Genomic DNA, 12757 nt, shown 5'->3' on the forward strand with positions numbered 1-12757 from the left:
TTATGACTCCTTTCCATAGCCCCAGCGGCTAACTAAACGCTGCTCAAGGCCCAGGTGGTCTAAAATTCTGGCCACCATAAAATCAATTAAATCATCAATACTTTCGGGTTGATGATAAAAGCCAGGCGCTGCCGGCATTATGGTCACGCCCTGCTGACTGAGTTGCAGCATATTCTGTAAATGAATAGTTGAAAGCGGCGACTCTCTCGGCACCAAAATAAGTTGCCCGCGCTCTTTCATTACGACATCGGCAGCTCGCTCGATCAGCGTATTGCTACTGCCATGGGCAATGGCTGACAAAGTACTGGTTGAACAGGGACAAACCACCATTTTAGCCGGTGCCGCTGAACCAGATGCGACCGGCGAAAACCACTCTTCTTTGCCGTAGACTTTGAGCTTTTCAGCATCTACCGAAAAGTGCTCACACAGCATAGCCGCTGCTTTCTCAGGGGCTGCCGGAATTTGCATATTCTGCTCTGTGGCCAGCACTACTCGCGCGGCACTTGAGATCAACAACAGTACCTGTTGATCTTGATCAAGCAGGCATTGTAGCAAACGCAGGACATAAGGGGCACCCGAGGCACCGGTTATCGCAACAGTGATTCTATTGTCGTTTTTCATGACTCGGCTCCTGTGTCATCCAGTTCTTGCAGCGCTTTAAGAAAGCGTTGATGCAAGCCATCGAAACTGCCGTTACTCATAATCAGTACAGAGTCCCCCGCATGCGCTTCAGTCAACAACCCTGCCAGCAAATCATCTGTAGATTCAAACACATGAGCATTCGGCATTTTTTCAGCTAAGCGCCACTTCAGCCCTTCTGGCTGCAGTACAAATATGTCGTCGGCATCGGCTAACGAATCAGCCAGAGTATCGCTGTGAACCCCCATTTTCATGGTATTTGATCTGGGCTCCAGTACGGCAATAATGCGGCTCTTTGGTTGATGCTGTCGCAAGCCAGATACGGTTGTTTTGATTGCACTGGGGTGATGGGCAAAATCATCAAAAACCTTTATACCGCCGTATTCACCCAATAACTCCATGCGCCGTTTCGGGCTTTTAAATAAGGCAAGAGCCTGTGCGCTTTGCTCTGCTTTAATACCAACATGAGCTGCAGCAATAATAGCCATCATGGCGTTATTTACATTATGGGTCCCCAGGATGTTCCAGTTAACCCGTGCGATACACTTGCCCTGATAATGTACTTCAAACTCAGTCCCATCAGCTTTAAGCAGTTTAGCCTGCCATTCGCCTTGCTCTCCGACACGTACGACCGGGCTCCAGCAACCTTGCTCAATGACCGCTTCCAGAGCGGCATCATCGCTGGGTAAAATCACCTGTCCGGTATCGGGAACCACCCGCAGTAAATGCGCAAATTGTCGCTGAATAGAAGCTAAGTCAGGGAAGATATCCGCATGATCGAACTCAAGGTTATTCAGAATCAAAGTATCCGGAGCGTAATGAACAAATTTAGAACGCTTATCGAAGAAGGCCGTATCGTACTCGTCCGCTTCAATGACAAAAAAGTTGGAATCGGTTAGGCGTGCACTCACAGGGAAATTCCCCGGTACGCCACCAATCATAAAACCGGGTTCAAAGCCGTTCTCTTGTAAAACCCAGCTCAGCATACTGGCTGTCGTGGTTTTTCCATGAGTGCCGGCAACCGCCAGCACCCAGCGTTGAGTCAACACATTATCGTGCAGCCACTGCGCACCAGAAACGTAGGGAATGCGCTCGCGTAGGACTGCTTCTACTTCATCGTTACCGCGGCTTAGCGCGTTACCAATAATCACCATATCGGGGCGCGGCTTTAAGTTGTTCTGCGAATACCCCTGCATTAATTCAATGCCGAGATTTTCCAGTTGCGTACTCATAGGCGGATAGACTTGAGCGTCAGACCCGGTAACACGGTGTCCCAATTGCTGCGCTATAGCGGCGACGCCCCCCATGAAAGTACCGCAAATCCCGACGATATGAATGTGCATGCGTTATCCAAACCCGTTCGTTTAAAAAATATCGAAAGTGTACCACCGTCGTCGCTGACAAGCAGGATTTTTACCAAAAAATAAGGTATCATTTGCGCTCTCTGAACATACATTTGTAAGCATCCAACAACCAGAGCTGCAGGAACTTTCATGAAACGTTTATTACCAACACTGAGAGCGGATCAAACCAGCGAGTCGCTTATCTCTGTTATTAACACCATTCAAATTGCGGCCAAGGAAATCTCTTTCCGTCTGCACCAGGGCGCATTAGCCGGTGTATTAGGCTCAACACTGGATGAAAACATTCAGGGCGAGACACAGAAAAAACTCGATGTTGTTGCAAATCAACTGTTAAAAACTCTGTTGCTGGAATCACCTAACGTACATGCCATTGCTTCTGAAGAAGAAGACTCCATTGTCGAAAGCCCAAATTCAGGACACTATTTGGTTGCCTTTGACCCGTTGGATGGCAGTTCTAACATCGATATAAATGGTGGTGTTGGTACCATTTTTTCTATTCTGCGCAAGCCCGAAGGCGAAGAAACCAGCGAGAACATGTTTTTGCAGCCCGGCAAAGCTCAGGTAGCAGCAGGCTATGTTTTGTATGGACCGGCGACCATGTTGGTTATGACCACAGGCAAAGCAGTGCGCATTTACACTCTGGATCAAACCGTTGGTGAGTTTTTACTGACCCACGAAAAAGCAGAAATTCCGAAAGACACCAAAGAGTTCGCGATTAATATGTCGAACCGCCGTCACTGGGCCGATCCTATTCGCGCCTATATTACTGATTTACTCGACGGTGAAGAAGGTCCTCGCGGCAAGAATTTTAATATGCGCTGGAACGCCGCTATGGTCTCCGACGTACACCGTGTGATTTCACGCGGCGGATTGTTCACTTACCCCTGGGATGCCCGTAACCCCGACAAACCTTTTAAACTGCGCCTTTTATATGAAGTTGCACCAATGTCTATGCTGGTTGAAAAAGCCGGCGGTAAAGCGACTGACGGTTATCGTCGTTTAATGGAGATTGTGCCGGAACATATTCACCAACGGGTATCCGTGGTTATGGGGTCCGCAAACGAAGTGGATATGTGTATGGAGTACCACAGTAAGCACCCAAAACCTTATTAGACTGATATCGATATTGCGTGAAAAGGTCCAACCGTTATAATCGCGCAGTAACTTTTATTTTATACATACAGCAGGAAGTACTATGAGCTTAGGAAACGTCACCGCAGGCGCCAATATGCCTGAAGAAGTTAACGTTATTATCGAGATCCCGGCAAACGCTGACCCGATCAAATACGAAGTCGATAAAGACACTGGTACACTTTGGGTTGACCGCTTTATGTCGACACCCATGTTCTATCCGGCGAACTACGGTTTCGTTAACGAAACCTTGTCATTAGATGGCGACCCGGTTGATGTGTTAGTACCTACTCCATACCCTCTGCAGGCAGGTTCTGTCATCAAATGCCGTCCAGTTGGCGTATTGAAAATGACGGACGAGTCTGGTGAAGACGCAAAAGTCATTGCTGTTCCGGTGAGTAAACTGACCAAAGAATACGACCACATCAACGACATTGATGACTTGCCAGAGCTGCTTAAAGCACAAATTACTCACTTCTTTGAGCGTTACAAAGAGCTTGAAAAAGGCAAGTGGGTTAAAGTTGACGGCTGGGCTGACGCAGCTGCCGCAAAAGAAGAAATTGTGTCTTCTTTTGAGCGCGCAAAAAAATCTTAATTTAGAGTGAACCATAGCACCGACATAGTGCATGCTGTCAGCATAGAAAAGTTACTCTTTTCATGGTCTGGACAACAGCCCATCCTGGATATTCCTGCCTGGCAGATAAAACAAGGTGAGACGGTGCTGCTGCGCGGCCCAAGCGGTAGTGGTAAATCAACACTGCTATCGCTGTTGGCCGGCATTAATACCCCACAAAGTGGCTCTTTAAATCTATTTGAAACCGCTTTTTCCAGTTTGTCCGGCAGACAGCGTGACCGTTATCGTGCCGACAACATTGGCTATATTTTTCAGCAATTCAATTTGCTGCCCTATTTATCGGCTCTAGATAATGCGCTGCTCGCCTGTCAATTTTCCAAAAAAAGGCGGCAACGTATCGCAGAACAAGGCAGCTCTGCTGAAGCGACAGCAACTGAGATGCTGCAGCGCTTAGGGTTAAATTCCGCACAAATTGAGCAACCGGCTCATACTCTGAGTGTTGGTCAGCAGCAACGTGTTGCCGCGGCACGTGCCTTGTTGGGTGCCCCTAAGCTTCTTATAGCGGATGAACCAACCTCTGCACTCGATGCCGAGCATCGGGATACGTTTATTCAATTGTTGCTTGAGCTCAGTAGCCAAAATAACACCACTGTTATTTTTGTCACTCATGACGCTGCATTGTCATCCTATTTTGATAAGCATGTTGAGCTTAATGAGCTCAATCAGGCAGGAGCTCAACCATGATCCGCCTGGCTATAAAAAGCTTAATGAACAGGCGAGCGAGTGTTCTGCTGACTGTTATCGCTATTGCCGTCAGCGTTACCTTACTGCTAGCTGTAGAACGGGTTCGCGAACAGGTGCAAAGTCATTTTGCTAATACGGTTTCTGGCACTGACTTAATAATTGGCGCCCGAACCGGGCAGACACAATTACTGCTGTCTTCAGTCTTCCATATTGGCAGCATGACCAACAATATGAGCTGGGAAAGCTTTGAAGATATTCGTGAACGCCCCGAAGTCAGTTGGGCAATACCCATGTCATTAGGTGACAGCGTTCAGGGCTTGCCCGTTGTCGCAACAACCAATGCCTACTTTGAGCATTTTAAGTACGGCAACAAGCAGGCTCTGGAGTTTTCTCAAGGTAGTGCTTTTGCTTCAGATGAGGAAGTCGTACTAGGAGCCGATGCCGCCGAGAAGCTCTCTAAAAGCATGGGTGACGACATTATTATTGCTCATGGCAGCGGTGGCATTAGCTTCAGCGAACATGACCAGCATCCGCTGATTGTCACTGGTGTCCTGCAACGAACAGGAACTCCGGTTGATCAGGCTGTGTTCGTTACATTACACAGCCTTGAAATGATTCACAGCGGTGAGCATGAGCATTCTGGTCACAATCACCACAATGAAGCCCCGGCAGACAGCATCAGCGCGGCCCTGCTTGGCTTAAAGGCAAAACCACTGGCTTTGCGCTTGCAGCGTCAGATAAATACTTATGAGAAAGAGCCCTTAACCGCTCTTTTACCGGGTATGACCTTGCAGGAGCTATGGAAAACGCTGCGCGTCTTTGAGCAGGCTTTAACAGCAATATCGGCAATGGTTGTACTCATAGGTTTATTGGGCATGCTGACAATTATGTTGGCCAGCTTAAGGGAACGCCGACGCGAAATGGCTGTCCTAAGAGCAGTTGGAGCTGGCCCTGGAACCATATTCGGCCTGTTGCTCAGTGAGGCTCTGCTATTAACTGTAGTTGGTGCTTTTTCCGGCTTACTTCTGCTATATGGTCTGCAGTGGTCATTAGCCGGCGTTATTCAGTCTCAGACAGGACTAATACTCAGCACCACCTGGCCTGGCGCTAGTGAATGGTGGCGTATGGCACTCGTGATTATTGTCGGCTTTATGTTAAGTTTAATTCCGGCCTGGCGAGCTTATCGCCAATCTCTTGCAGACGGACTTACGGTGAAAATATGAAGAAGTTATTAGCGGTTGTATTATTAATGCTAACTTTTCCCGCATTTGCGGCTGCGGAAAAAATTGGCTGGAAAGATTTAATTCCCGAAGGTTTTACACCGCCTCCGGTTAAGCCTCAATCATATTATGATGCTAACCCTGAAGAAGATCGGCAGACTAACCTGGACGCCCCGGTAGTCGAGTCACTGAACGGAAAGAAAGTCCGTATTCCCGGGTATGTTGTTCAACTAGAAGGGGATGCTGATAAGGTCACTGAGTTTCTGTTGGTTCCTTATTTTGGTGCCTGCATTCATGTGCCACCACCACCTCCCAATCAAATTATCCATGTTGAGTATGAAGAAGGTGTTCCGTATGAGAACACTTATGATGCCGTCTGGATAGAAGGCACCATAAAGGTTGAACGCAAAGAAGGTGATCTTGCTGTTGTCGGCTATCAAATGGATGCCGATAGCGTTGAAGTTTACAACTAAGAGTAACTCATTTGCTTTTGCAGCAAGCTTATTAATTGATCCGCGGGTATAGGTTTGGCAAAGAAATAACCTTGCCCCTCGGCGCATTCTAATCCTAAAAAGTAATCGAGCTGACTCTGTTCTTCAATTCCTTCAGCTAAAACATTCAAGCCCAAACGACCGGCCATATCGACAATAGTTTCGATGATGATTTGTCCACTCGCCTGATCGGAGTTGTTTACAAAGGTTTTATCTATCTTAATTCGGTCAAGCGGCAGCTTCTGAAGATAGCTTAGCGACGAAAAGCCAACGCCGAAGTCGTCAATGGCAACTTTTATACCTTGCTGCTTTAATCGTCTTAAAATATCAGCTACCAGATCAGGATCTTCCATAACGATACTTTCAGTAATTTCTAATTCAATTCGTTCCGGATTAATTCCCCATTGTTCAATTTGTTTTTCAACAAGTTCGGGGAAGTCGCGTTTACGAAACTGAGGTACCGATACGTTAACAGCAACTCTTAACTGTGGCAGACCAATTTCATCAAATGCATTTATTTGCCGGCACGCCTCTTCAATAACCCAGGAGCCAATTTCAACAATAAGCCCAGAATATTCAGCAAGAGGAATAAATTCAGCCGGCGAAATAAACGAGCCGTCACTTTGAGGCCAGCGTAATAGCGCTTCCACCCCTATGACTTTTTGGGTTGTTAATTCCACCTGGGGCTGATACCAAACTTCCAGTTTTCTGTTAGCAAAATCCGCACGTAATCGGCGTACCAGATGAAGTCTGCGTTGGGTATCTTGCTCCATCGAGGGTTGGTAGTAGTTATAACGGTCAAAAGAGTTATTCTTCGCATTTTTTAAGGCGATATAAACTTGCTTCAATAGCCCTTTGCCATTAACTCTTTCCGGGTTAGCTCCCGATGCAAAGCCACAGGTAACGCGCAGTGGGATGTAATGCTCGCCAGCTCTAAAAGGTAAAGAAAAAAGCTCATTAAAAGCATTAGGAGTGACAATATCTGTCGGACCAAAAATGCCAAATACATCGGCAGCAATACGGGAAACAAATACATTACTGCCGAGTTGATCAGTAAGACGCAAAGCTACTGAGCGAAGAAGCAAATTTCCTACATCCTGACCCAAGCCATCATTTACGTCAGAAAAGTGGTCAATATCGATAACTGCGACCATTTTATCTTTGTCGGGTTTCTCCGACAAAGCCTGAAGGTTTCTTGTAAACTCAGCCCGATTAGGAATACCCGTTAGCGGATCAAGGTATGCGGCAGTTTGTAACTCTTCAAACAAGTTGGCATTTTCAAAGCCAACAGCGATATTAGCGAGGAAGACTTCCAGTAACTCTTGATCGTATTCCGCTACAATGTTTTTTGTTTCTATATAGGCTGCGGCTTGATGCACCTGTCCATCAATGAAGAAAACGGTAGCATCCTCAGTATGAATATGACGTTGTTCATTCAGACACTGCCTGACGCTTTTCTCAATTTCGCTTGAGTTCAGCGTTGATAAGCTCTTATTAATACTGTCTGCAAAGTGTCCTGCGGCTCCTAACACTAAAATTTCGTTATCTTTATGGGGGGCTCTGGCACCGACAATGCCTTCTGCACTCAATCCCAGCAAAGAAGCAATTTGCGTAACAACACCTTCAGAAAAATTCACAATGGAATGCTTTTCCATCAGGTTTGACGCTGAATGAATAATTTTTCTCAAACCACGGCGGTTTTCATTAATTGTGCAGAGTTGCTGATAGGAACGGACAGCGGAAAATACAGTCGTTAATAAACGGCTTCGGGTTAATTCCGTTTTAGTTTTGTAATCATTAATATCATAATTCTTTACGACACTTTCTTCCGGCGCATAACCCGGTTGACCAGTACGCAAAACAATCCGAATCTCATCATTGCCAAGTTGCTCTCTAATGGCTTGTGCCACTTTCAAGCCAGCGTTATCGGTTTCCATTACGACATCAAGCAGCACCATCGCAATGTCATCATGCTCGACTAAGCGATCGAGCGCTTCATTTCCACTATAAGCATGATGGAACTCAAGCTGGCGGCCACAAATAACAACATCGGCTAAAGCCATCTTAGTCACTGCATGAATTTCCTGATCATCATCGACAATCAGGATTTTCCAAAAACCTTTACTGTATTCCGACTGAATTATTTCGTCATCATCGTTAAGAAATAGAGGTTCGTCTTGACTACTGACCATCCGAGGCCATCCATTAATAAGAAATTACAAACATATAACAATCTAGCTTATATAACGGATGGCCTGCAAGCTTAGAATAGTCTAATTAATCGATTAAAAATGTACTTCTACCCCAAAAAATGGACCTTTAAAGGTGACATCTGAATAAATTTCATCAACATCATCCAGTTCAACAACTGAATGACGGTAGCCCGCATTAAGATTTATATCGACCGCTAAATTTTCTACCAAACGATATTCCACACCAATTTGAGCATCCTGAACTTTACTGTCTTTCACGCTAAGCGCACTGGCATCAGCAAAGAACGTCCAGTCGGTAGCGGGCACCCCCACTCTTGCTGCAACGTAGGCTGTTGGCACGACAACAGAAAAATCCTGACGACCAAAGGTATTACTTATTTCGGTCCGCAAAGTACCGTCAAAGTCCATTGCGTTTATACCAATATCGAAAGACACTAAATCATTATCGAAAATTTCGTAGTATAAAATGTAATCTCTATGACTAAAGTCGTTTTCTCCGTAACCACCATTAACTTCTATAGAGTTTTCTCTGATTTTTATATTAGGAATTAATGGGACTGGATGCTCAAGTGCAATGTAATAGCTGCTGTGATTATCATTTTCGAAATTAGGTTCTATCAAATTAGAACCAACGGCATATTGCCCTTCGTTGTCAGCATTCCAAATTTGACCACCGGCATAAACACCGAAAACGGTGTCAGCTAATACACTACCCGGAGCTGCTAATGCAACTGCCAACACTAAGGTTCTTTTGTACATATCCATTCCTATAAAATTTGAAGCTTTGGTTATTTAACTAAAATTTCTATTTCTTGGCTTGAGCCTGATTCAAAATTTAACGTCAGAGAAAAGCGCTCTTCTGCTTTTAAAGGCGCATTAAGTCCAAACAACATAAAGTGGTAACCACCAGGCTGGAACTTGATAACTTCATTAGGATCAAGAGATAGGGATTCGACCGCTTCCATTTTCATCACATCAGCAGACATAACATGCCGGTGTATTTCTGCCACGCGGCTAACATCCGAGCTGATGTGAGTTATTTTTACGGTTTCATTCCCTGCGTTTTTAAAGGTTGCATAAGCGGCTCCGTTTTCAGTTCCCGGAATGCTGGCACGAGCCCATGCATCGGTAACCGTTAAAGAATCTGCAAAAGCCAGAACAGGTAGACAGCACGCCGCGGCTGCGATTATTTTTAGCATTGCCTTAGCCTCTTAATGTAACTAAGGGCTTATAGTACACGTGATTAGCCTGTTCTAGAAACCTTTGGTTTACGAAAAATAAAGTAAAGAACCAAAACGCAAAGTATAAGAGGCCAGAATAAGCCTATGCCACTGAGTAACAGCGCAACAAGTGCTGCTCCAATACCCAGAAGCGCGCTACCAAATACGGTCGCAACAATAAAAAATACCAGACCAACAAAAAATAAGCTCACCAATAATGAGACCGATATTTCAATTACAGATCCAATTGCCATTCCAAAAACAGAAAATATTTCCTCTGCAAAAAATAGCAGCCCAACAATAGATAGAACCAATAACCAACCAAAGCTTCGATTTGACATGACCATGACCTCAGTAACGAACGATTTAAAAAGATTTATTGATACAGTTACAACTACCATGCCAACTATTTAATTTAATGTTTTCAATTAGTTAAAAATATACCTGGAGAGCGGGTATAAAAAAACCGCCACTATTTGGCGGTTTTTACTAATATTCGTTTTTATCAAGAAGCTAGAACTTATACTCAACTTCTGAGTAAAAATACCCACCGTTAAAACCAATAGGCGAGTTGGTTAATGGGTATTTAAAAATACCATTAAACTGATTTCCCTCTGCACGTTCATCAGGGTACTCACTGAATAGGTTCTGAGCTCCAACTCGTAGCGCTAACTCATCGTTCCATTGATAATTCACAGTAACGTCTGTTATCCAATTTGGGCCGTAGGTTTCAGTTCCACTCGTGTAACCTATAGAGTAATTCCCAAAGTAACTAAACTGTACATTACTGGTCCATTTCCCTTTCGTATGCGTTAAACCTATTGATCCTGAATGATCAGGCGTCGATCGGGTCATTCTAATTTGCTCATCACTATCAAACAGAACGTCGTCCAGACCATCCAGCAATTGTGGTAAGTTAATAGAGTCTATTTCCGTATTATTATAACCATACGCCAACTGTGCTTTCAGATCGCCATAAGCACCGACACCAAAAGTTTTACTGGCAACAATATCCAGTCCCTTAGTCGTTGTATCAACAGCATTCAAAAAGAACCGGGCGTTTTCAGCGGATGTTGTCGCTAGAGCTTCTTCAACCGCAGGTGAATCAACCGGTGAAACATCGCCTGACAGAATAATGCGATCTTCAATTTCTATTTGGAACGCATCGACGGTAATAGCAAGACCATCATAACCGTTCCAGACCATTCCCAGACTCACGCTTTCAGATTCCTCAGGTTGCAAGTCGCCAATTCCTAAAGCCTGAGTCACCGGGCTAATGTTATTGAATGTTCCTGACTGCTCTGGCTCCAGGCCATCACCACGATCAACAAACAGCGTAGAAATATTAGTAAAGTAAAGTTGCTGAACACTCGGTGCCCGGAAGCCTGTATTAATGGCGCCGCGAACCGCAACTCTGTCCGTCAAATCGTATCTTCCGGAGAGCTTCCAACTCGTGTTGTTACCAAAGTCTGAGTAATCTTCATGACGAATTGCTGCTCCCCACATAAAGTCAGTAGTGAGTTGATTTTCAGCTTCTACGTATACACCAAGGTTATCACGCGATTCATCAACCGCCGACTCAGGCGTGAACCCTGTGAAGCCCTGACTTCCGCCTGGGCGATCCTGGTAACCACCATTGATGTAAGAGGCTTCATCGCCGGCAATGACTTCATAAGAATTCTCACGGTAGCTAATACCCATAGCAATAGAAAGCTCGGAGTTATTGGCAAAAGGAATGAAGCGCTGAGCATCAAATGTCAGGTTCGCTTCACTGTTTTCCAGTGTTCCGGCTTCAAAAGAAGTTGGTGTTAAGTCAGGACCCAAAGATGCGTTCAAAGAGTTTTCAACGTTGTACTGGAATTTGCTGAAACCATAACCACCGCTGAAATCTAGTGTCCACTCGGCCACAGCCCATTCGTATCCGGCATAAGCAGAATAATCATTTACGTCGGGAGCTAAAATTGGCAAGAATCCGTCAGGGTAAATTTCGGTTAATGTATTGCTTTGTAATGCACGACGGTAGAAGGCACCAGACTCTGACGTGCGATCGCTAATACCACCAAAAGCGTAAAAGTTTCCGTCACCTATGCCGATGTCAAGATTGGCAAACAAAGCTGCATTTTCATATTCCGCATCACCGACGTGAAAGCTTTGTCTATCAAAAGTCTGTTCGCGGGGATCAAGCCCACCGCTTGGCAGTTCAGGGTATTGTTGACGCGGATCATTGCCAGCTCGATTTGTTCTGTTTTTGTGATGCAGCTCTCCTGATAACGTAAAAGCGCCGTCATCGCCTATAGAAAAGCCGGAGCTTGCAGACAGTTTCCATTGCTCACCATCGCCTTTATGCGTCTGGCCGGCCTGAAAGTTTGCACTGCCGCCACTGTCATTGTCTTTTAATACGATATTAATCACACCCGCTATGGCATCAGAACCATAAAGGGCTGCCGCTCCGTCTCTTAAAACCTCAATGCGCTTAATTGCCGCAATAGGAATCGCATTTAAGTCTACATTCGAACTGCCGCGTCCGGTGGTGCCGTTTAGATGCACCAAAGCTGAGCTATGGCGTCGCTTACCGTTAATAAGTACCAGCGTATGATCAGGTGACAACCCTCTTAATGAAGCTGGTCGAACGGCGTCCGTACCGTCAGTAACAGATGATGAAGGGTAATTGAAACTTGGTACGGCGTATTGAAGCGCCTTTGCTGTTTCCGTAATACCTGTTGCAGCTAAATCTTCGCCACTAATAATATCTACCGGCGCCGAACCATCTGTCGCTGTGCGCATGGACAATCGGGAACCCACCACCTGAATGACTTCTTCCACACTCTCAGCTTCAGAGCCTTGTTGCGCAGACGCAATTGGCGCTATGAAGAATGAACTTGCCAACGCAAGTGTTATCGCATTAAAACGTTTCATACTGCTCTCCCCCTATGGTTATACAATGAATATAGCAGGAGATCAGTGATTTGGTTCAGTCTGGAAAAACCTTAGATATAAGCAAAAGTTATAATAGCGTGATGCTGAAGCGAGGTATTTTGTGACGGACATAAAACAGCCCCCAGCGTAAGCTGAGGGCTGTTTTATTAATAGTCTGGACAAGGTTTCGCAGAGCTCAACCTGTTCAGCGGGGTAAAGCCAAATCGTTGGCTTTACCAGGGACC

At 45.4% G+C, this 12757-nt stretch carries 12 protein-coding genes; 5 read left to right on the forward strand and 7 right to left on the reverse strand.

All coding sequences use genetic code 11. The annotated features are described in order from the left end of the window. Positions 1-621, reverse strand: coding sequence for a flavin prenyltransferase UbiX (locus ACP7FG_RS08685; protein WP_439226146.1), 621 nt, complete (start codon positions 619-621; stop codon positions 1-3). Next, complete coding sequence (gene mpl, locus ACP7FG_RS08690; protein WP_439226147.1) at positions 618-1982, reverse strand: UDP-N-acetylmuramate:L-alanyl-gamma-D-glutamyl-meso-diaminopimelate ligase; 1365 nt, start codon at positions 1980-1982, stop codon at positions 618-620. The genes ACP7FG_RS08685 and mpl overlap by 4 nt, the downstream gene beginning before the upstream one ends. Before the next feature lie 150 nt (positions 1983-2132). On the opposite strand from mpl, the gene ACP7FG_RS08695 reads away from it, so the two are divergent. The 5 genes from ACP7FG_RS08695 (at position 2133) to ACP7FG_RS08715 (ending at position 6145) form a co-directional block, all read left to right on the forward strand. Then, complete coding sequence (locus ACP7FG_RS08695; RefSeq protein ID WP_054489665.1) at positions 2133-3116, forward strand: class 1 fructose-bisphosphatase; 984 nt, start codon at positions 2133-2135, stop codon at positions 3114-3116. An 82-nt stretch (positions 3117-3198) separates the two neighbouring features. Next, a complete protein-coding gene (gene ppa / locus ACP7FG_RS08700) occupies positions 3199-3729 on the forward strand; it encodes an inorganic diphosphatase (RefSeq protein WP_054489667.1) in 531 nt (176 codons plus the stop codon). A 27-nt stretch (positions 3730-3756) separates the two neighbouring features. Further along, positions 3757-4452: an ABC transporter ATP-binding protein gene (locus ACP7FG_RS08705; RefSeq protein WP_439226154.1), complete on the forward strand. Its 696-nt coding sequence runs from the start codon at positions 3757-3759 to the stop codon at positions 4450-4452. Then, the gene (locus ACP7FG_RS08710; protein WP_439226148.1) at positions 4449-5675 is read left to right on the forward strand and encodes an ABC transporter permease; all 1227 of its coding nucleotides are present in this window, start codon (positions 4449-4451) and stop codon (positions 5673-5675) included. The genes ACP7FG_RS08705 and ACP7FG_RS08710 overlap by 4 nt, the downstream gene beginning before the upstream one ends. Further along, on the forward strand, positions 5672-6145 hold the full coding sequence (locus ACP7FG_RS08715; RefSeq protein ID WP_054489673.1) for a DUF3299 domain-containing protein: 474 nt from the start codon (positions 5672-5674) through the stop codon (positions 6143-6145). Before ACP7FG_RS08710 ends, ACP7FG_RS08715 begins: the two co-directional genes overlap by 4 nt. On the opposite strand, the gene ACP7FG_RS08720 is transcribed toward ACP7FG_RS08715, so the two are convergent. The 5 genes from ACP7FG_RS08720 to ACP7FG_RS08740 form a co-directional block, all read right to left on the reverse strand. Further along, positions 6142-8355, reverse strand: a complete 2214-nt coding sequence (locus ACP7FG_RS08720; RefSeq protein ID WP_439226149.1) for a bifunctional diguanylate cyclase/phosphodiesterase — start codon at positions 8353-8355, stop codon at positions 6142-6144. The genes ACP7FG_RS08715 and ACP7FG_RS08720 overlap by 4 nt on opposite strands. 93 nt (positions 8356-8448) lie before the next feature. Then, positions 8449-9135: a TIGR04219 family outer membrane beta-barrel protein gene (locus tag ACP7FG_RS08725; RefSeq protein ID WP_199494271.1), complete on the reverse strand. Its 687-nt coding sequence runs from the start codon at positions 9133-9135 to the stop codon at positions 8449-8451. A gap of 29 nt (positions 9136-9164) precedes the next feature. Further along, entirely contained in the window at positions 9165-9575 is a 411-nt protein-coding gene (locus ACP7FG_RS08730) for a copper chaperone PCu(A)C (protein WP_224798145.1), read from the reverse strand. Between the two features lie 44 nt (positions 9576-9619). After that, positions 9620-9937: a hypothetical protein gene (locus ACP7FG_RS08735; RefSeq protein ID WP_439226150.1), complete on the reverse strand. Its 318-nt coding sequence runs from the start codon at positions 9935-9937 to the stop codon at positions 9620-9622. A gap of 172 nt (positions 9938-10109) precedes the next feature. Then, complete coding sequence (locus tag ACP7FG_RS08740) at positions 10110-12512, reverse strand: TonB-dependent receptor plug domain-containing protein (protein ID WP_439226151.1); 2403 nt, start codon at positions 12510-12512, stop codon at positions 10110-10112. Positions 12513-12757: the final 245 nt, after the last annotated feature.

Origin of the sequence: Idiomarina sp. ST10R2A5 (assembly GCF_051842325.1) — a bacterium.
Taxonomy (GTDB): Bacteria; Pseudomonadota; Gammaproteobacteria; order Enterobacterales; family Alteromonadaceae; genus Idiomarina; species Idiomarina abyssalis.